This is a genomic window from Shewanella vesiculosa (assembly GCF_009994065.1).
GTDB classification, from domain to species: Bacteria; Pseudomonadota; Gammaproteobacteria; order Enterobacterales; family Shewanellaceae; genus Shewanella; species Shewanella vesiculosa.
Map to the genome: position 1 here is coordinate 164187 of NZ_JAACSD010000004.1, position 21003 is coordinate 185189.

General features: G+C 40.8%; 21 protein-coding genes and 1 pseudogene. 5 read left to right on the top strand and 17 right to left on the bottom strand.

Annotated features, from left to right (window positions below):
- Window positions 1-51 precede the first annotated feature (51 nt).
- Genes cpdA through nudF form a run of 3 tightly spaced genes read right to left on the bottom strand, consistent with a single transcriptional unit; the run spans window position 52 to window position 2029 of the window.
- The gene (gene cpdA / locus GW828_RS02950; protein WP_124018295.1) at window positions 52-891 is read right to left on the bottom strand and encodes a 3',5'-cyclic-AMP phosphodiesterase; all 840 of its coding nucleotides are present in this window, start codon (window positions 889-891) and stop codon (window positions 52-54) included.
- 35 nt (window positions 892-926) lie between these two features.
- Complete coding sequence (locus GW828_RS02955; protein ID WP_124018294.1) at window positions 927-1364, bottom strand: DUF1249 domain-containing protein; 438 nt, start codon at window positions 1362-1364, stop codon at window positions 927-929.
- Window positions 1365-1402: 38 nt separating this feature from the next.
- The gene (gene nudF, locus GW828_RS02960; protein WP_124018293.1) at window positions 1403-2029 is read right to left on the bottom strand and encodes an ADP-ribose diphosphatase; all 627 of its coding nucleotides are present in this window, start codon (window positions 2027-2029) and stop codon (window positions 1403-1405) included.
- A 468-nt stretch (window positions 2030-2497) separates the two neighbouring features.
- On the opposite strand from nudF, the gene tolC reads away from it, so the two are divergent.
- Window positions 2498-3793 carry an outer membrane channel protein TolC gene (tolC, locus tag GW828_RS02965; protein WP_124018292.1) on the top strand — a complete coding sequence of 432 codons (1296 nt, stop codon included), beginning with the start codon at window positions 2498-2500 and terminating at the stop codon, window positions 3791-3793.
- Window positions 3794-3900: 107 nt separating this feature from the next.
- Here tolC and GW828_RS02970 read toward each other — a convergent pair whose 3' ends face one another.
- From GW828_RS02970 to GW828_RS02980, 3 genes are read right to left on the bottom strand one after another with little or no spacing between them, the layout of a single operon-like run.
- A complete protein-coding gene (locus GW828_RS02970) occupies window positions 3901-4635 on the bottom strand; it encodes a TIGR04219 family outer membrane beta-barrel protein (protein WP_182722350.1) in 735 nt (244 codons plus the stop codon).
- A 2-nt stretch (window positions 4636-4637) separates the two neighbouring features.
- Complete coding sequence (locus tag GW828_RS02975) at window positions 4638-5609, bottom strand: DUF2333 family protein (RefSeq protein WP_182722351.1); 972 nt, start codon at window positions 5607-5609, stop codon at window positions 4638-4640.
- Between the two features lie 12 nt (window positions 5610-5621).
- The gene (locus GW828_RS02980) at window positions 5622-6110 is read right to left on the bottom strand and encodes a copper chaperone PCu(A)C (RefSeq protein WP_182722352.1); all 489 of its coding nucleotides are present in this window, start codon (window positions 6108-6110) and stop codon (window positions 5622-5624) included.
- A gap of 35 nt (window positions 6111-6145) precedes the next feature.
- Here GW828_RS02980 and GW828_RS02985 point away from each other — a divergent pair, with 35 nt between their 5' ends.
- Window positions 6146-6883, top strand: a complete 738-nt coding sequence (locus GW828_RS02985; RefSeq protein ID WP_182755342.1) for an enoyl-CoA hydratase-related protein — start codon at window positions 6146-6148, stop codon at window positions 6881-6883.
- A gap of 67 nt (window positions 6884-6950) precedes the next feature.
- On the opposite strand, the gene GW828_RS02990 is transcribed toward GW828_RS02985, so the two are convergent.
- The 7 genes from GW828_RS02990 to GW828_RS03020 form a co-directional block, all read right to left on the bottom strand.
- Window positions 6951-7151, bottom strand: a complete 201-nt coding sequence (locus GW828_RS02990; RefSeq protein WP_182755344.1) for a PspC domain-containing protein — start codon at window positions 7149-7151, stop codon at window positions 6951-6953.
- Between the two features lie 52 nt (window positions 7152-7203).
- On the bottom strand, window positions 7204-7335 hold the full coding sequence (locus tag GW828_RS02995) for a hypothetical protein (protein WP_259395234.1): 132 nt from the start codon (window positions 7333-7335) through the stop codon (window positions 7204-7206).
- Window positions 7335-7634 (bottom strand): hypothetical protein, encoded by a 300-nt coding sequence (locus tag GW828_RS03000; RefSeq protein ID WP_124018286.1) that lies wholly within the window; start codon window positions 7632-7634, stop codon window positions 7335-7337. The genes GW828_RS02995 and GW828_RS03000 overlap by 1 nt, the downstream gene beginning before the upstream one ends.
- 534 nt (window positions 7635-8168) lie before the next feature.
- Entirely contained in the window at window positions 8169-9212 is a 1044-nt protein-coding gene (gene dusA, locus GW828_RS03005; RefSeq protein ID WP_273057904.1) for a tRNA dihydrouridine(20/20a) synthase DusA, read from the bottom strand.
- Between the two features lie 456 nt (window positions 9213-9668).
- The gene (locus GW828_RS03010; protein WP_182696712.1) at window positions 9669-10178 is read right to left on the bottom strand and encodes a hypothetical protein; all 510 of its coding nucleotides are present in this window, start codon (window positions 10176-10178) and stop codon (window positions 9669-9671) included.
- Window positions 10179-10423: 245 nt separating this feature from the next.
- Entirely contained in the window at window positions 10424-10819 is a 396-nt protein-coding gene (locus tag GW828_RS03015; protein ID WP_273057903.1) for a cupin domain-containing protein, read from the bottom strand.
- Window positions 10820-11252: 433 nt separating this feature from the next.
- A complete protein-coding gene (locus GW828_RS03020; protein WP_124015045.1) occupies window positions 11253-11711 on the bottom strand; it encodes an HPP family protein in 459 nt (152 codons plus the stop codon).
- 99 nt (window positions 11712-11810) lie between these two features.
- On the opposite strand from GW828_RS03020, the gene GW828_RS03025 reads away from it, so the two are divergent.
- Window positions 11811-12362 (top strand): TetR/AcrR family transcriptional regulator, encoded by a 552-nt coding sequence (locus GW828_RS03025; RefSeq protein ID WP_182696714.1) that lies wholly within the window; start codon window positions 11811-11813, stop codon window positions 12360-12362.
- Between the two features lie 165 nt (window positions 12363-12527).
- On the opposite strand, the gene GW828_RS03030 is transcribed toward GW828_RS03025, so the two are convergent.
- A complete protein-coding gene (locus GW828_RS03030; protein ID WP_182696715.1) occupies window positions 12528-13394 on the bottom strand; it encodes a PhzF family phenazine biosynthesis protein in 867 nt (288 codons plus the stop codon).
- A gap of 400 nt (window positions 13395-13794) precedes the next feature.
- Between GW828_RS03030 and GW828_RS03035 the strand changes: the two genes are divergently transcribed.
- On the top strand, window positions 13795-14262 hold the full coding sequence (locus GW828_RS03035) for a chemotaxis protein CheX (RefSeq protein ID WP_124015047.1): 468 nt from the start codon (window positions 13795-13797) through the stop codon (window positions 14260-14262).
- A gap of 101 nt (window positions 14263-14363) precedes the next feature.
- Here GW828_RS03035 and alr read toward each other — a convergent pair whose 3' ends face one another.
- Window positions 14364-15482, bottom strand: coding sequence for an alanine racemase (gene alr / locus GW828_RS03040; RefSeq protein WP_124015048.1), 1119 nt, complete (start codon window positions 15480-15482; stop codon window positions 14364-14366).
- A 145-nt stretch (window positions 15483-15627) separates the two neighbouring features.
- A complete protein-coding gene (gene dnaB, locus GW828_RS03045; RefSeq protein ID WP_124015049.1) occupies window positions 15628-17034 on the bottom strand; it encodes a replicative DNA helicase in 1407 nt (468 codons plus the stop codon).
- 126 nt (window positions 17035-17160) lie between these two features.
- On the opposite strand from dnaB, the pseudogene GW828_RS03050 reads away from it, so the two are divergent.
- Window positions 17161-19350, top strand: a pseudogene (locus GW828_RS03050) (S46 family peptidase); the annotation flags it as partial.
- A gap of 1165 nt (window positions 19351-20515) precedes the next feature.
- Here the strand turns inward: GW828_RS03050 and rplI are convergent.
- On the bottom strand, window positions 20516-20968 hold the full coding sequence (rplI, locus tag GW828_RS03055) for a 50S ribosomal protein L9 (protein WP_124015051.1): 453 nt from the start codon (window positions 20966-20968) through the stop codon (window positions 20516-20518).
- Between the last annotated feature and the right edge of the window lie 35 nt (window positions 20969-21003).

Sequence of the window (21003 nt, forward strand, 5' to 3'; positions counted from 1 at the left end):
CGGTTAATGAGTACTAAGCGCCTCCTATTTTACATAAGATGACGCAGTAAACTAGTATCCGCTGGCCTCATTATCTGGCGCAAAACGATTACCAGGCACGCGATATACGTTAGTACGAATGCTACCATCGCCTGCCAACTCCAGCAAACGATAACCAGGTTGAAGATGATCTAAGGCGAAATAGGATGACAATGGCTTAAATTGTATACACGTTGATGGTGTCGCCATCAATGGAATATGGCCATGAGGCCCAAGATGAGTTCTATCGACTTGCTGATGAACATGTCCCCACAGAATGCCTTTTACCTGCGGATAACGGCTTGTACGTTGCAAAAAGTCTGCTCCATTCATCATGCAATGCTGATCTAACCAGGCGCACTGCATTAAAATAGGATTATGATGCATCACTAACAGTACATGCTTATTCGGTTCAGCCTTGATAGCTGCGTCGATTAAGGCAAACTGCTGCTCGCCCATATAACCACCAGGCTTACCTGAAACAGTGGAGTCGAGCATAAGTATCAGCCAGTTGCCAATGATAATTCTTTGCTGACCAAACACTTTTTCACCTTGCATGCGCAAGCTCATTAAGCGAGGGTCATCATGATTACCAGGTAAATAATGGCAAGGCAGATCTAACATCTCAATCTTATGCACAAAATGCTGATAAGATTCAGGTGAATAATCTTGGCTAATATCACCCGTAGCCAATAGAAGATGGGCTGGATATTGAGTGGCGATAAAGGTATTTAACACGGCTTGAAGGCTTTGTGCCGTGTTAACGCCCAATAATTGACCTTCAGGATCAGCAAAAAGATGCGGATCAGTAACTTGTACTAATCGCACAGGCTCATTTTCAGCAACAGAATAATGCACTGCGTCTTTAAGCACAAAAGATTCCTAACATGGTAAAAAGAATAAAAAAGCTATGATTGGAAACTCACTCTCCTAGACCCAATCTTCAACAGCTCCTCAAGGAATGCATTCACTTGAAATTTTTCATCGCTATGATGCATATGTAGATTAGGATAATCATACACTGGCTTTAAACGATAAATCTGTTGGCTAGTTAACACTTCTGCTAATTGCGCATCATGATAGATACGAACAATGGCTTTTGGAGATTTAAAAAAATGTCCATTTGGTATCGGGCGCGAAATTTCGATTAACTGAGTATACTTAGTATTTTCAATAAGATTAATCGATAAAGTGCCAAACTCACCGTCAACCTGCCACGGCACATTGACGTTAATTTGTTCAGGTAACCACTTTAAAATATGCGCATAATTTCGACCACAGACTGCTAAAAAAGCACTGATGTTGGGTTGATATTTTTGCTTTTTTTTGAGGTTAAACTCTGCCACTCGATCGTTCCTATCTTGATCATTATCACGTTCAATAACTAAAGTGCCTGACGAATTCTTTGGTAGTTGAGCATCAACCATTGGATACCTAATACCGTCGAAGCATTGTCAATACGGCCATTATTAACCCACTCATAAGCTTGTTCGCGACTGACAACATGGACTCGAATATCTTCATTTTCACACTCAAGACCGTGTATACCGCTAGCTTTGGTTGTATCAACATGCCCCCAGAACAAATGAAAACGCTCAGAAGTGCCACCAGGACTGACTAAATAACTGTTTATAGGTGTTAACCCTAATAAACTTAATCCGGCTTCTTCGGCTAATTCACGTTCAGCGACTTGTTCTGGTAATTCGCCAGGCTCAATCATACCTGCCACTAACTCAAGAAGCCAGATTGATTTAGTGGTTGCTAATGCAGGAACCCTAATTTGTTCAATCAGTACAATTTCATCACGAACAGGATCATATGGCAGTACCACCACCGCATGACCTCGTTCAAACACTTCACGGGTAACTTCACCGCTCCAACCACCTTTAAACAACTTATGTTTGAAGGTGTATTCGTCTAACTGAAAAAAACCTTTATACAATACTTTTTTAGATATAAGACTAAAACCTGACTCTGCGTCAAAGCTTGGGACCACGGGTTGCTCGAACATATTTATCCTTGCCTATCAAAACGTAAACAGTCTTATCATTTTGACAGTTTAAATTAACATAATTAATAACTAAGCATTTAAGCTTGCCTAAGCAAAAATAGGCCGAATTAAAATAAAATCTGTTACACTTCAAATTTGACTTGAAAATGAAAAAATCACTACTATTAAGTAGTACACAATTAGTCGTGAGCATAGTAGTGCACAATTATTAACTAGTGCACAATATGTCGATAATCAGCATATCGCGAACAACATATTGTGAACATTAATAATGAGCAATAAATCTCGATATTGAACCACGATATCTTTAGCAAATTATTGTACATAACCATAAAACAAGTCAGTTAACGCAGATTGCCGCGTTAAGGATGAATGATGTTAACTCATTCACTTAATGAAGGGCATGACCAAATTTATAAGTTACTTAACACCTCAGCATACCGAGGCATTGTCTAAAAAGGGCAGCAAATGAAATTCAAAATTGGTTCATTATACGCAGCATTAGCATTTGCTATCGCAGCACCAGCAGCACAAGCTGATGATTTACTTCAAATATATCAGCAAGCACTTACTAGCGACCCTATCGTTTTACAAGCCAAAGCACAGCGTGATGCGTTATACGAAACCATTCAAGAGAATCGTGCACCGTTATTACCAAAAATAAGTGCAAACGTTGGCTATGCTAAAGCGTGGAATGACCCTTTAGAAGACACCGACGGTTTAACCGGTGGTGTTAGTTTAACTCAAGTTATCTACGATCACAGTGCATGGGTTGGTTTAGACCTTGCTGAAATGGCAGCATCTCAAGCAGATTCTGCTTATGCATCAACATTACAATCACTCATTACCCGTGTCACGAAAGCGTATTTTGATGTTTTAACCGCTAAAGACAACTATGAATTCCAAGGTGCTGAGAAAGCGGCAATTGAACGTCAACTTGAGCAAACTAAACAACGCTTTGCCGTCGGTCTAACCGCCATTACTGATGTTCATGAAGCACAAGCACAATATGACTTAGCTTCAGCATTGGAGATTCAAGCGCAAAACACCTTAGACAACAGCTATGAAGCATTACGTGAAATTACTGGTATAGATCACAAATCAATTAATATTCTTGATACTAGCCGTTTTTCAGCAGGTTCTCCTGCCCCAGCAGCATCTGCTGGTTGGTTAAAAATGGCTGAAACAAATAGCATCGATTTAATGACTCAGCGTATTGCTAAAGATATCGCCAACGAAACCATTAAATTGTACAAAGCAGGTCATATGCCGTCATTGAACTTAAATGCTGGTTACAACAAAGGTGTTGATCAAACGCCAGGCCCAGATTACGACAATGCTAATATTGGTGTGACCTTGAGCATTCCACTTTTCGAAGGCTTTAAAGTGACTTCGCAAGTGAAACAAGCTCAATTCAGATATGTTGAAGCTAGCGAGAAACTAGAACAAACTCATCGCAGCGTGACTAAAAACGTGCGTAATAACTTTAACAACGTTACCGCTTCTATCAGTTCAATTAAAGCGTATGAGCAATCTGTGATTTCGTCTGAAAGTGCACTGAAAGCGACTCAAGCGGGTTTTGAAGTCGGTACTCGTACAATTGTTGATGTACTGAACCGCACACGTGACTTATATGATTCAAAGCGCCAACTATCTCAAGCACGTTATGGCTACATTAACTCAATACTAGCCCTTAAACAGGCGGCTGGTACGTTAAACGAAGATGATGTTATCTCGATTAACAGCGGACTGATTGCTCAGTAGCCATTAACCGCACATAAAAAAACCGCCTATTGGCGGTTTTTTTATTGGCATAATATTGTTAATCAATTTTATGCTGATTCCCTAGTACGGTTTAACGCTATGTCGAATTAAAAAACTAATTCTACACCAGCAAATGCGCCACTAAACTGAGTATTTTGTGACACACCAGAGAAGTTATTCACATCAAAATTAAACTCGCGGTAACCAACACGAACAGAAGTATCAACAGCTAAACCGTCAAACTGCCATCCTAAACCAGCGCCGTAGTCATACACATTAGATTCATCTAAACCTAACATCACATCAGCAAAGCCAAATAAGCCTAAGCCAATCATACCGACTTGTGCACTGGCGTATCCCATTACAATACCACTGTCGATATTGACTTCTTCAGGGTGGCCAGCATCACTAATGCGTAATGAACCATTCATTAATTTATAGGCAGCGCCTAAATCAACAGACACTAAATCGTTATCAAGAATTTCATAATACAACACAAAGTCAGTATTACTTAAGTCATTAGTAACCGATGTTGCACCAGTAAAATTGTGACCGTTAAAGTTAAAATTGGCATTGGCAATACCAGCGCTCGACTCAAGACGATTTTCACGAATTTTAACATTAGGCACAAATGGTAATGGATGCTCAACGGCAATCCACACGCTACCTTGTGATGAATCATCATTAAAGCTGTGAGCAACACCACTATCATCATTAAATGTGTTTGTGGTGTCAGCCTGCCAGTAATCAGCGCCTACTTTAAAACCCAATACAGTTGCCGCATGCGCCGATGACACACTTAATAGGCCCACTACTGCTGTGGCAAGAAGAGTCTTTTTCATCATTATCCTTGTGAGAGTAAGTTAGTTAAATCAATTACCGCGGCATTTGCACGCGAAATATAATTAGCCATCACCAACGAGTGATTAGCCACTAAACCAAAACCATTTCCATTAAGAACCAAAGGGCTCCAAACTGTTTGCTGAGTTGCTTCAAGTTCACGAATTATTTGACGTAAACTGACCTCAGCATTTTTCTTTTCTAATACGTCGGCAAAATCCACTTCAATGGCACGCATAAAGTTCAATAATGCCCAAGCTGAACCACGACTTTCATAAAATACGTCATCAATTTTCCACCAACTGGTTTTAACTTCATTACTTGTTAAACCAGGAGTCGATTGACGAGCAGAGATATCACCTGCTAAATCAGTATTCAATCGCTCTTGACCCACACTGGCAGATAAATTTTGTGACATGCTGCCTAAGCGTTTCTGAACTTCTTTAAGCCATTCATTCAAGTTGTCTGCACGGGCATAAAACTGGGCATTATTGTTATCTGAATCGCTGATTTTAGCGCGATAAAGTTTCAGCAATTTGATTGCATCACGATATTCACCTTCGGCACTAGGCACTAACCAGCTGGTGTTATCGATGTTTAATTTCGAGTGTGCCGCTAATAAATCACTATCTGCAGAAGACTGCGACTGTGAGCGACTAAACTCTTTACGCATTATGAGCGCTAAATCGCGCACTTGCTCTAATGCACCAAATTCAAATGCAGGCATATTATCCATCATTACCGACGGAGGCATAATATCATTAGACAGCCAACCACCTGGTTTATCCAGCAAGGTTTCCATGGTGGCAATTAATGACGTTGTTGTAGCATAGCCCACAATTAACTTGCCACTATCTGTTTGCTGCGATGCCGGTTTAATCGGATCCGGTTCAATACTCCACCATACACTGACAAAATAAAGTACTAAACCAATCACACCAACAACGGCTAAAATCTTATTCCTTGTTACTTGCATCAATATAACTCCTTAATGATGGTGATGATGTTCAGCAGTTTCGTCATGTTGAGTCGCGGCTTGTTTAAGCACGGGAAGCTCAATCATAAGTTGCTGACCATCTTCAAAAATTAATTCTAAAGCCACATTATCATTTACGGCCAAAGGCGCAATTAACGACAACAACATCACATGGTCACCAGTAGGTTGCAAGGTTAACGCCCCGTGAGACGGTATGGTAAACCCTTCAACTTGGCGCATTTTAATCATGCCATCTTCTTTTAGAATTGTGTGTAACTGTGCCACTTTTGCCGCACTTGTCTTCACGCCAACAAGCTTAACATCGCTATTGTTGTGATTTTCTAAGGTAAAATAAGCAGCGGTGTTAGGCACACTCGCAGGCATGGCTCTAACATACCCATCAACTAACATTACGTTAGCTGTGGCTGCGAATGATATTGATGATAACACTAAAAAGTTAAACAGATGTTTGAATATTGCTTTCAATGTCTTAAACTCCATGCAATTCCACTCGCGTTCATTAAAGGAAACTACGAATGAATCATATTCAGGTAAGAGATGATCAAGGCGTACGTATCATCAGTTTTAATCGTCCAGAAAAGCGCAATGCCTTTAATCTAGAAATGTATCAGCAATTTACAGAATACCTGATCCAAGGTGAAGCAGACAATGATATTCGTGCCTTTATGTTTCATGGTACAGAAAACTGTTTTACCTCTGGTAATGATATCGTAGATTTCCTCCAAAGTGGCGCCTTAGATGATAATCATCCAACCGTTAAATTCTTGTTTTGTTTATTAGATCTTAAAAAACCTGTGGTCGCTGCGGTAACGGGGGCGGCGGTGGGAATTGGTACAACTTTGCTGCTGCATTGTGACTTAGTGTACGCCGATAATAATGCTAAATTTCAAATGCCTTTTGTTAATTTAGCCTTGGTACCAGAAGCCGCTTCGAGCATATTATTACCATTAATTGTTGGCCAACAAAAAGCAGCCGAACTCATTTTACTTGGCGAAGCCTTCGATGCACAAACTGCGGCGGATTTAAATATTATTAACCGCGTGGTGGCCCAAGACGAGCTGATTAGCTTCAGTTTAGCCCAGGCAAAAAAATTGGCTGCACTGCCACCCTTATCTATGCAAGCATCAAAACGGCTTTTACGTCATAACCAGGCTGAAGTGAAAGCCCAGATGAAATTAGAATTAGTTGAGTTTGCAGAGCGTCTACAAAGCGATGAAGCAAAACAGCGCTTCCAAGCTTTCTTAAAAAAATAAATCCATTGACACTATAATCTCTCTGCGGGGAAGCTACTATCCCCGCTTACCCAACACTGGGTAAGCCTTAAAATCGAGATGTTTTTTGACTCATTACCACTGCAATCACAAAGTACGCTAACAAACTAATACTTGGGTTTGTTAATACTAATCCTATCGTTACGACTCGGGTCCAAAGTAATGACCAGCCATATTGTTTCGCTAACTTAGACGAGACCCCACACACAATTCGGGTTTCATCTCGTAATCTATTGATTAAACGGTTCATATTATCCTCACGTATTGAACAAAGTTTATTGTTGTAAGTCATGACTTATCGGTTAAGCTTGGTCATTAATGCTTGGCCACAACAGCCAGCTGACTAACGTCGCACACAGTGCAAAACTGATAACTGGCAATAACAATAACGACATTAATGGCAGCACCAAGCCTATATTTATCAGCCAATCCATTACTTATTCTCAGCAGCAACAGTGGCACTAACTTTTGGCTGTTCAAAACTAGCAAACTCTAATGCCGAATTAATTTCATAAACTTGTTCAGCAATTTGGGTTTGTAACGACAGCATTAACTCTTGCTTCACATTTGAAATCATCTCCTGGCTCACTTGAGTCATATTTTGCTCTAGCACTGCAACCGTGTTAGAAATTGAAATTTCATCAGCTTGTGCCGAAGCACTGGCAGTGACAAGTAATGCTGCAGCAATTGATAATTGAACACTACGGCGAATCACGTTGGTTAAAGTAAACATAATGGCATCCTTTCTTGTGTTGGTTTGTTGCAACTAAACACCCGCTTAGTTGATTACACAATAGGTATTACAAACGCCGTGCCAACTTTTAAAAATAGTCATAAGCATATAATTTTAAAAACAAATAAATTAATTATTATTTAATCAACTGAACTAAATCCGTGAGCAAAAAACCAACAGGTAGTAAAATTCACCAGATAGTTAGTAAAAATGACCACCGATACTTATTCGCCGTGATACACGCCATAACGTGTGACAATAAATGTTCAGATATCTGCGAGGGTTACTGTGGTAACAATCCATTAATTAATGAGTGATGGCCGCTTAAGGGTAGGAGGATTGTTGAGAGTTATGCTAAAAATAGCACTAATAATCATCACCTTAAATGAAGGGTTTATTGCCACGATGTTACTTAAAGGAACAAACGAAAAAGCGCCTAACAATAGGCGCTTTTTCTCTGACAATAGCAGTTTTCAACATGTACGTTTGGGCGTTTATTTCACCACATATTCTTGTGAAATAACCAAAGCGATATCAAATAGCTTGGTCACTGCTAAGGGCTTCAGCATCAACAAACTCAGCAGCGGTTAACACAACCCCAATATCAGCATTAGGTTTATGAGCATTCTCACTTAAATGACGACGCCAGCCACGGGAACCCGGTAACCCTTGGAATAAACCAATCATGTGACGGGTAATATGGTTTAAACGACCGCCCTGGGCTAAATGAGCCTCAATATACGGCAACATTTGCTCAATCACTTGCTGACGAGTAATCACTGGTGTATTGAGTCCACACAACTGCTGATCCACTTGCGCCAATATATAAGGATTTTGATAAGCTTCACGCCCCACCATCACTCCATCTAGCTGGGCTAAATGCAGCTTAGATTCTTCAAGGGTTTTAATGCCACCGTTAATGCTAATGTTCAAGTGTGGATAATCACGCTTTAACTGATAAACCCGTTCATAATCTAACGGCGGAATTTCACGGTTTTCTTTCGGGCTTAATCCTTGTAACCAGGCTTTACGCGCATGAATCGTAAATGCACTACAGCCTGGTGCGCTGACAATTTCAATAAAATCAGTTAAAAACTGATAACTGTCTTGCTCGTCAATTCCAATACGGGTTTTTACCGTGATCGGAATATCGGTGACTTGCTTCATGGCATCAACACATTGCGCAACTAACTCAGGCTCGGCCATTAAACACGCACCAAAGCGACCATTCTGCACTCTATCAGATGGACAGCCTACATTGAGGTTTACTTCATCATAACCGCGCTCAGCAGCTAACTTAGCACACGCTGCCAAATCCACCGCGTTAGAGCCCCCCAACTGTAATGCCACTGGATGCTCTTGCTCGCTATAAGCTAAATAGTCGCCCTTACCTTGTAATATGGCACCCGTGGTAATCATCTCGGTATACAGCAACGCCTTGCTCGACATTAAGCGGGCAAAATAACGATAGTGGCGATCAGTCCAATCCAGCATCGGTGCTATGGAAAAGGTGCGATCAAGTGTATCTGTTGGTATGACTAGCTTTGGCGTTGTATTCACTGAATTTTTTACACTCATAATTTGCGGTATTGATGCACGTTTTTAGCTGCATTTAGTTAATCGGTTATGCACAAGGAGCCAGTAAGGAAGTTATAAATTAAGCAAATACAACTAGGCAGCCCTAAATAATGGCTAATTATATCATTAACCCGTCATCGAGTAACAAGTGTCTACGGATTTAGGTTTCGGAAAAGTTAAAGGTGCGATCTAGCATATACGTTAGTATGACTAGCTTTTTCGTTGTATTTAAAGAATTAACGGCTTTCACATTTTGAGTTTATTTACACGTTTTTAGACGCTAAGGAACCATAATACATTGGAAAAATGGAAATGGAGAACCAGAAGTGATGACGTCTTAAAGCATTCAAAAAAGTGACAAAGCTAATGGTGCAAGTAAGTACCGTTGCTTAATTCGCAAAAAAGGCTATCTATTAGTAGCAACGGTTATTGTTTAGTTTGTTTAGTTTGTTTAGTTTATAATTGTTTTAATTCAGACCTAAGCGCAGATATTTGACGGTCTATGGATTCGACTTCTGTACTTCCCTGTTGCATCACAGCGGTCATTTCTTGCGCTAAACTTTGCTGCCAAGTTGCCCCTGCTAAATTATTATTAGCTCGCTTACCTGTTGTACGCAATTGCTCGATCTTGTCATCACGATCTTTGAACGCTTTTTTCCTTTCTTTTTCAAGGTTTCTAATTTCACGTTCAATTTTTTGTTTACGTAAGTATTGAGCGATTTCAGCTTTTTTATCACGCGGATTAACACTAGTATCCTGCAGCCTTGCATCTGTAGTCTCGTTAGTTAGGTTTTCAGGATAACCTCTTGATGGTGCAACTACGCTACCTACATTACTTAAATCTAACGGTTCGCTTTGGTCGTCGCACGGGTCAGCTTGATATTTACCATCCGCACACTTATATACTTCTGCGGAAGCAGAAGCAGACACCATGATTAAAATAACGATTAATGATTTTCCATCCATAGAACACCTCTTATTTAGTTATTTTTATTGTACAACGGTATGATTTCTGAACAAAACTAAATTGAAATTTATGAAACCTAATCCAAAAAAATAGTTTAAGGTTGCAAAAACAGAGAAAACGAAGGTTTATCTTCTTACCACTTTTTCAAGACGGCAGTTTTCACGATAGCACTTTTGCTTAACCAAATAGAAAAGCTCTCGCCTACGGGCACTTAACCCAGTCTCACGCGACCTATCTTTATTTGTTATATACCGTTTGGTTGCTCGATACTATGCTCAGTTGGTTGCGGTGTTATGGTCATGACTTTAACACCTTTTGGTGATTCAAAACGGTGCCAAACATCTTTGGGGATAACCAACATTTGCCCCGTCGATAAAAAGCTACGTTGCTCTACGTTACCATCCAAAAGGATTAATGTAGTTTCTCCACCTAAAACCTGAACAAACTCATCACCTTTTGGATGCTTTTCCCACTCACTAAACCCAGAATAATGAGCGATATATACTCCACCATCGCTATACTCAGATAACAGTGCAAAAGCATTTTTTGCTTGTTCATTAGTGGTTTCTGGCGTTCTATCTTTGAGAAACTCAACTCGTGAAAATTGATCGTTTATGGTGATTGCTACAGATTTCGACACTTGCTTGATCCTTGTGCTACATAACGTTCTAGTATTTGTGTACTGCGCTGTTTGCAAAGCATAAATCACTTATTGGACTTAGCCATTGCCGAGTCCAGATTAGTTGGTACACTTTATACTGTAGGAGTTTTGTTTTTTGAGCGCGGTCTCACGCTTACAAAGCAGGTTTGAATAGATTGATACTGACAAGTGTTTAAGTCTTTCATTGAAATCCCTTTTTTTATTGCTGTGTTCCATCACACTGTTTTTAGTTTAGCTGATTCAATGAGGATAATACACTCAATTGAAGCTCCATTTAGCTCAGCGCAGCAGCTTAGTTCAACGCGGTAATGAGGTATGAGCAACGCCAGCACCGAAACTATTGCACCGTAAACATAAAACCCAGCCTTTAGCTGATAATGCCAAATGTTAGGAACCATTCTTAAATGCTTTATTAGCATTCTGGTTTAAAGTGGTAATCCTGAAGCTTTTGAAGCCCTTTACCCATCAAAACTATGACAACAGAACCGACTAATACAGGGGTAACCAAAAACAACCATCCTTGCCCTGAAAGCATAATTAGAATTGGATTTGCTCCAGCAGGTGGGTGGGTTGTTTTGCAAACCAACATACTGGTAACACCTAACCCCGTCGCTATTGCGACTGTAACCGGAGTTACGCCTATGTATTGGTAGAAAAACACTCCGATAAATGCCGTTATCAAATGTCCAAAAATAACATTTTTTGGCTGAGCCAATGGACTACTTGGCACACCAAATACAAGCACTGCAGTAGCTCCAAATGGAGCCATAATTAATACAGCATTATCCATGTTAGCTTCAATTAATGACAATAAACCAATGGTAAATGACGCCCCGATCCCAGCAATTACAGCTAACAAATAACGATTCATATAAACACCCAAAAAGTAGAACGACTTGTCTACCGGCAATTGTAGACAAGTCGTTCTACTTTTGTCAATATAAGGACAACTAGTTTTATGGAAATCATGATGAGCAAGAAACGTGAGCTACTGTTAAACACAGCGCTAGATCTTTTTTACCGACAAGGTATTAACTCAATTGGAATTAACGAAGTCATTAAGGTATCAGGAGTAGCTAAAAAAACTCTATACAATCACTTTAACGGCAAAGACGATTTGATCATGGCTGCGTTAAACCAAAGACATCAAATCTTCATGAACTGGCTAGAGCGTAAGCTAGGACAAACAACAAGCGACCATGAGTTAATCGATGTTCTATTCCAATCGTTACACAGTTGGTTTAGTGGAAATGAAGCTGAACTAGGTGGTTTTAGAGGATGCTTTTTCATCAATACGTCAGCAGAATTTAGTAACCCAGAAAGCGATATTTCTCGCTATTGCTGTTACCACAAAGAACAAGTACGCCAGCTTATTCAAAACAAACTAAACAATGCTTCACCGGATCTCATAAATGCTATCTGTTTACTTAAAGAAGGCGCCATCACGACTGCATATATGACAGGGAAAAGTGCTGAAATAGTCCAGAGTAGTGTAAATATTTTGCATCGCCTTGAGTGCTAACGGCTTATGTAACGGACGTTCTGATAACCTCTGGCCGTTTAACACCATACCAAACAGCTCAAACTCTTTATCTGTGATTAATTTAATAAAGAGTACATCTCAAGTGTTTGGGCGGGTTTCACACTTGAGATAAGAACGCCACTTCGCGCGGCCTATCCTTATTTGTTAAACGAAGATTTGCTGCTGTCCAATCTCTTGAGCAAAACCACCGACCAACACCTTGAGAGTCGCTAATTCATTTGACTCAACTGAAGCTGTAATGATTGAAACACAGTTCATTGCCCTACCTTGCTCGAAAGTAAAGTCAGTCATATGTTCACTACTAAGGTATTTACTTAGGTAGCATGCTAATGCTCCGCTAGCACTCCCTGTAGCTGATTCCTCTGGTATGCCAAACAAAGGCGCAAAGTTACGACAACTCGCTGTCAGGCCGCTTTTTCCCTCGCACAATTCAAAAGCATGCAGACCAACTAAATCATGTTTTTTACAGAATTCACTGAGTAAATGTTCATTTACCTGGATTTTATCAAGATACCCAAATGGCACTGGAACCATAATATCAGGCAGGCCTGTTGAAATAACCTCGATTGGTAATTGAGTTGACGCTAACGTTTTCACGTCAATGCCAATTAACTCTGATATAGCCTCGTACCCAAAAACCCCAAGATATTTAGGTAGCTTTTGCTCCATCACTATTTGACCATTAGACGCTATAGTCACAGCAAGTAAACCGACTTTAGTCCTTTGGACATATCGCCCTGCGGTGATGATTCCTTTTTTATACATTATTGAGAATGCAGCTAAGGTAGCGTGCCCACAGAAGTCAACTTCACCCGTTATGGTAAAAAAAGACAAGCCAAAGTCGACTTCGTCATCTTGAGATACAAAAGCAGTTTCTGAATAACCAACAACCTGTGCTATTGCTAACTTTTGTTCGTTAGACAAATTATCTGCCTGCAATACTACGCCTGCAGGGTTTCCTCCGCTTCCATTGGCAGTAAAGGAATTAACCAAAAAAGCGTCAACTTTCATCAATCTCTATTTCTCCGTATTAAGCTGATTGAACGGCTCGAGCGATAAGTTAACCCGCTTAAGCTATTGATTTATCTCATCCTAGATTGACCATATTATTGATACAAAACGATTAAATTATCAACAAGATAGGCTTAAGAAATCAGTAATGTAAATACATTATCAATGTGTAAATCTCTCAATTTCAACTTAATATTTATTTTTGCAACTGACGTCTCTTTCAATTTCATTTTTGTGTTCTAAGCTTGAAGCTGTATTCCATTTTGCTGATATAGTAAGCATTTATAAAAATCAGTAACTATGATGGTTTATCATGATAGGGTCGTGTAACGTGATGTTCTGTCTATTCTCTGCCTATGACCTATCGCCAATTTTTGAATCTAGAAGGATCGCTTAGCCTATGAACGTTGAATTCATTAACCCATTCCTTGTTTCTTTAATCAATGTTATCTCAACCATGGCAACTATTGAGTTAACGCCTGGTAAGCCACAATTGAAAAATCATGATATTGCAAAAGGTGACGTATCAGGCTTAATGGGCATGATAAGTCCTAAAACCCGCGGCTCACTGTCGATTACCTTCGAACAGTCATTAATTCTTGAAATAATGAACAATATGCTAGGGGAAAAACCAGAATCCATTAACGAGGACATAACCGATTTAGTCGGTGAAATAACCAATATGGTGACGGGTGGAGCTAAAAATTTATTAAGTGAAAAAGGGTATGATTTTGATATGGCCACTCCGGCCGTCGTCTCTGGCAAAAATCATACTATTTCCCACAAAGCCCGCGGCAAAAAAATTATGATGCCCTTTAGTCATAAGCACGGCAATGTGTTTATCGAAATTTGTTTTGAAGATGTATAAGCTTGTAAAGACGAATGATATTTCAGCTAAAATGGTGCCGCATAAACTAAAATGCCCAAGACGCAACAGCGTATTGGGCAAAACGCAGCATGGTTACGTTGCTAGTCAAGTAACTCAACCACTACCCGTGGGGTTAATTTAGTCACTAACTCATAAGCAATAGTGCCAATATGCTCAGCCACTTCCTCTACCGCGAGGGTTTTACCCCAAAGCTGCACGCTGTCACCGACTTTATCTTGCGCATCTGCGCCCAGATCTACCGTTAGCATATCCATCGATACTCGGCCAACAATTGGCACCCTGCGGCCATTAATCCACACCGGTGTACCTTCTGGCGCATTACGCGGATATCCATCACCGTAACCCATAGCCACTACACCTAAGCGGGTATCTTGTTTCGCGGTCCACACGGCACCGTAGCCCACGCTATCACCGGCTTTATGCTCACGAACAGCAATTAAATTAGACACCAGTTCCATAGCCGGAATCAGTTGATGGTTAATCCCTTTGTCGCCAACAACTGGAGATATGCCATAAAGTGCGATGCCTGGTCTTATCCAATCGGCTTGGCTTAATGGCCAAAATAATGTTCCGGCTGAATTGGCTAAAGTACGATCGCCATCTAAGTGACTTGTCAGTTGTTCAAAGGCATCCATCTGCTTTTGAGTCAGCTGATTATCAGGTTCGTCTGCACAGGCAAAATGGGTCATCAAATGGATCGGTTTAGCCACTTGTGGGCAAGCCATTAAACGCTGATATATGCCGGAAAACTGCTCTAAACTAAAGCCGATACGATGCATACCGGTATCGATTTTTATCCATACGGTGACCGGATTATCGAGCTTAATGGTTTCAAGCATTTGCAGTTGTGATTCATGATGCACGACAGTGTCGATATTATGGGTGACCAACAACGGCAAGTCGGACTGGCGGAAAAAGCCTTCTAATAATAGAAGCTTACCTTTTACGCCGCCGTCTCTGAGCTCCAATGCTTCTTCCAGCCTTGCTAAACCAAAGCCATCGGCGCCGCCGTAATATTTACCTGCACTTTCTATAAAATTTAATATACCAACACTTTCTGCAACGTTTAGCAGACCATGACCGTAACCATTGGCTTTAACCACAGCCATAATTTTGCTATCTGGTGCAATAAGACGCAGTTGTGCTAGGTTACTTTGTAATGCGTAACGACTGATTTCTGCACGGGGAAAAGGTTTCAATAGATTGCCTTAATTAACAATAAATAACATGGCGCGGCTTGCTGCCTGTTAGGAGGTTTAGTGCCATAAAGAACCCCTCACTAACAGAGATAAACTCGTATCATAAATAACGATACTAAAAACACAAATATAATCTAATCAATGATTAATCTTCTTCGAATTGCGGCCCAGCATAATTATCAAAACGAGAGAACTGACCTTGGAATACCAGTCGAATTCGCCCAATCGGCCCGTTACGCTGTTTACCAATAATGATTTCAGCGGTGCCTTTATCTTCTGAGCTGTCGTTATACACTTCGTCACGATAGATAAACATGATCAAATCGGCATCTTGCTCAATAGCACCTGATTCACGCAAGTCAGAGTTAATTGGGCGCTTATCGGCACGTTGCTCTAGCGAGCGGTTAAGCTGTGATAAAGCAATAACAGGCACTTCTAACTCTTTGGCTAAAGCTTTTAATGAACGAGAGATTTCTGAAATTTCTAAAGTACGATTATCTTTTAACGCTGGCACCTGCATTAACTGCAGGTAATCGATCATGATCATTGATAAGCCGCCATGCTCGCGCGCAATCCGTCTGGCACGACTGCGCACTTCTGTGGGGGTTAACCCTGAGCCATCATCGATGTACATTTTACCTTGCTCAAGCATAATGCCCATGGTTGATGACACGCGAGCCCAATCTTCATCATCTAATTGACCGGTACGAATTTTGGTTTGATCAACCCGGCCGAGTGAGGCCAGCATACGCATCATGATCTGTTCTGATGGCATCTCGAGACTAAAAATAAGCACTGGCTTATCTTCATTCATGGCGGCTTGTTCGCACAAGTTCATCGCGAAGGTGGTTTTACCCATCGAAGGACGTGCGGCAACAATAATTAAGTCGCCAGACTGAAACCCGGCGGTCATTTTATCTAAGTCATTAAAACCACTTGAAACGCCGGTAACCCCGTTATGAGGATTGTTATAAAGCTGTTCAATCCTATCGACGGTTTTTTCAAGAATACTTTTAATGTTTTCCGGGCCTTCATTGGCATTGGTTCGCATTTCAGCAATTTTAAAGACTTTGGTTTCTGCTAAATCTAATAATGCACCAGAATCACGCCCTTCAGGATTGTAACCTGCATCAGCAATTTCATGGGCTACAGCAATCATGTCACGCACCACGGCACGTTCGCGCACGATATCCGCATAAGATAAAATATTACCGGCACTGGGAGTATTTTTGGCAATTTCGCCTAAGTAAGCAAAGCCGCCAGCATCATCTAATTGGTCTTCAATTTCGAGTTGTTCAGATACGGTAATCAAATCCAGCGGTTGGCCAGATTCCATTAAACGTTGCATTGCCGTAAAAATCATTCGATGAGAACGAGAATAAAAATCTTCTGGCACAACCGCTTCAGAAACACGATCCCACGCTTCAGCATCTAGCATCAACCCACCTAACACGGATTGTTCAGCTTCAATAGAGTGAGGAGGCAATTTTAAGGCATTAACTTCTACATCTCTCTGCCTGTTTCTTGCTTTAAAAGCACCTTGCTGTGACATTAACACTCCCAATTTACAACGACTTTATAAAATATGGTATAACACCGTGGTGTAGCTTATTTCGCTGTCATTACGAATTCAAATGACAACTTCGTCAAACGCAAATAATCATTTAAGGAAAAATACATGCGTATCATACTCGTTGCAGCACTGGTGCTGACATCTGGCCTAGCTTTGGCCGATGAAGGCCAATGGCAGCCATATCAAATGCCATCCATTGCAGACAAACTTCAGCAACGTGGTATTGATATTCCCGCATCACAACTGGCCGACTTAGGGCAGTACCCAATGAATGCAGTCGTCAGTTTGGGCTATTGTACCGCCAGTTTTGTATCCCCCCAAGGCCTAGTTGTCACAAACCATCATTGTGCTTATCGCGGCATACAATATAACAGTAAAAAAGAACATAATTACCTCGCAAATGGCTTTTTAGCAAACACCCAAGCAGAGGAACCTTCCGCAGGGCCGAATGAACGTTTATACATTACCCAAGCAGTCACCAATGTGACCGATGAAGTAATGGCTAACTTAAGCACCGAACCTATGGCTCGCTTTGAAGGCATAGAAACTAACAGTAAAGCCTTAATTAAACTTTGTGAAGCAGATGACAACTATCGATGTTCGGTTAACAGCTTTCATCATGGATTAGAATATTATCTGACAAAACAGTTAATTATTAGAGACGTGCGTTTGGTGTATGCACCACCCAAGAGTGTTGGCGGATTTGGCGGCGACATCGACAACTATGAATACCCTCGTCATTCTGGCGATTTTACTTTTTTACGCGCCTATGTGGGTAAAGACGGCAAGCCAGCAACGTTTAATAAAAATAACGTGCCATACCGGCCTAAAAGCTATTTAAAAATTAATGCCGATGGAGTAAAAGCTGGCGATGGTATCTTTGTTGCCGGTTTTCCAGGTTCTACCAGCCGTTACAATTTAACCAGTGAACTACAATTTGCCAGTGATTGGATATACCCAACTTACGCAAAACGCTACCAGTTACAAATTGACACTATCACTTTAATGGGTGATGTCGATAACGATATCGCGCTTAAATATGCCGGTACAATCGCCTCTATGGCTAACCGGATGAAGAAACTCAATGGCTTATTAGATGGTTTCAGCGCCACCGATATTGTCGGCATTAAGCAGCAACGTGAAAATGACTTTCTCGCTTGGCTTAAAAAAGATCCTGGCGCTAACCAAGAGTTAATCAATAACCTTGAAGCGTTACTCGCCGAACAACATCAACAAATGCAAACCACTTATTTCTTTAAAAATGCCCAATCTAGCGAAATGCTCCAAGCCGCGAGCAAGCTTTACCGTTTAGCTCAAGAAAGAAAGAAACCCAATGATCAACGTGAATCTGGGTTTCAGCTTCGTGATATGAAAATGTTTAAAGCGGCACTTAAACGTATCGATAGTAGCTTTGATCCGGTGGTTGATAAAATCTTGTGGTTACAAGACTTACAAGCCTATATCAGCCAACCACTTAAAAACAAAGTGTTTGATAATGCCTTAAGCATTTCAGATGATTTTGAAGAGCTAGAGTCAAAAGTTGAAGGCTTATATGCACTCACTGAGCTCACTGATCAGGCTAAACGTCTTGCATGGATGAGTAAAACAGCAGAGGAGTTTGAAGTTAGCGGAGACCCATTTATTCGATTAGCTGTGGCTATTTACGATACCAATATGGCCATGGAAAAGAGCGAAAAATTACTTTACGGTAAGCTTTCATCTGTTCGTCCGGAATACATGAAGGCGATTATTGACTATTACAAATCAAATAACTGGCCTGTATATCCTGATGCTAACCGTACCTTACGCATAACTTATGGCATGGTTGATGGTTACCAATCTAAAGATGCGTTATACAAGCAGCCATTTACTCTTTTAGCAGGCATTCTAGCTAAAAACACCGGTGAAGCGCCCTACAATGCCCCGACTAAGCTGTTAGATGCAATTAAAGCTGACGACTTAGGCAAACATCGCGTCACTTCAGTCTATAGACAGCAAAGCAGTTGTCAGTTTATGTCTTGTTTAGATAAGCCTGCTGATTTTAACTCTGTACCGGTTAATTTTTTATCCAGCGCCGACACCACTGGCGGCAACTCTGGCTCACCGGTATTTAATGGTAAAGGTGAATTAGTTGGGCTTAACTTCGACTCAACTTATGAAGCGATCACTAAAGACTGGTTCTTTAACCCCACGATCACTCGCGCCGTGCATGTCGATATTCGTTATATTTTGTGGATGATGGATAAAGTCGATCACGCTGATAACTTGATAAAAGAATTAACCTTAGTGACTAATACTGCAGGAGAAACCGAGATACCAGCAGATACAGCAACTGAGGCCACTATCGAAGCGAATACCAATGTTGATAATGAAACAATCACTGAGTCAGTACCTGAATTAACCACCACAGCTGATACTGAAGATAAAGCTGAGTTCTTTGACCAAGCAATTGAAGCCACGACAGAAGCACAAGTAACAACTGATCTCAGTGATGAATCAGCACCTGAATTAGTCCCTACAGTAGATATTGGAGATGCTGTTACTGAAGATGTAGATACTGAAGATAGAGTTGAATTATCCAACCAAGCGACAACTGAAGTCGCGATTGAATCTGAACTCGCGAGTGAATCAACACCTAAATTAGTCTCTACAGAAGATACTGAAGATCAACTTGAGTTATCTAACCAAGCGCCAACTGAAGTCGTTGCAGAGGTTGTAAATGAAGCCGCCAATGAACCTCAAGCAGCAACTGAAGCCTTCAATGAAGCAACTGATGAAGCAGAGGCTGCAACAGAACTTGCGATTGAATCTGAACTCTCGGGTGAATCAGTACCTAAATTGGTCCCTACAGTAGATATTGAAGATAAAGCTGAGTTACCTAACCAAGCGACAACTGAAGCCGCTGCTGGGGTCGCAAATAAAGCCGCCAATAAACCTCAAGCAGCAAGTGAAGTAGAAGCTGAAGTCATCAACGAAGCAACTAATGAAGCACAAGCAGAATCTGAACTCTCGAGTGAATCAGCACCTAAATTGGTCCCTACTGTAGATATTGAAGATAAAGCTGAGTTACCTAACCAAGCGACAACTGAAGCCGCTGCAGGGGTCGCAAATAAAGCCGCCAATAAACCTCCAGCAGCAAGTGAAGTAGAAGCTGAAGTCATCAACGAAGCAACTAATGAAACACAAGCAGAAGCTGATCTCGCAACTGGATCAGTAACTAAAGCTGTCACTGACATACCAGAAAAGAAACCGACTGTGGTTGATTGAGCTTAAATAAACCATAACCAAGTGAACCTTATAGCAATGTTTACTTGGTTAACATTCATTAGATAACACATTTAAACGACCGCGATATAACCAGATAGTGCATGGAAGTGTTGTTGGAAGTGGATGAGTATTAAATGATACACATAAAAAAACACCGCCCGGAGGCGGTGTTTTTTATGGCGCTAAAACGTAATTAAGCTTCTGCAACGATAGAAATCTTAACAACAGCTTTAACTTCAGTGTGTACTTGAACTTCAACTTCGAAGCTACCAGTAGTGCGTAAAGCACCTAAAGGTAAACGAACTTCAGATTTAGCAAGTGCTACGCCAGCTGCAGTAACTGCATCAGCGATATCACGGTTGCCAATTGAGCCGAATAATTTACCTTCATCACCTGCTTTAGAAGCAATAACAACAACTTCTAATGCAGTTAATTTTTCAGCACGAACTGTCGCAGCAGCTAATTCAGCAGCTACTTTAGCTTCTAATTCAGCACGACGAGTTTCAAATACTTCAGTGTTTGCTGCGTTTGCTACAACTGCTTTACCATAAGGTAAAAGGAAGTTACGAGCATAACCAGCTTTAACAGAAACTTGGTCGCCTAGGCTACCTAAGTTTGCAACTTTATCTAGCAAAATAACATTCATTATCAAATCCTCTATATTCTATTAGGAATTAATAC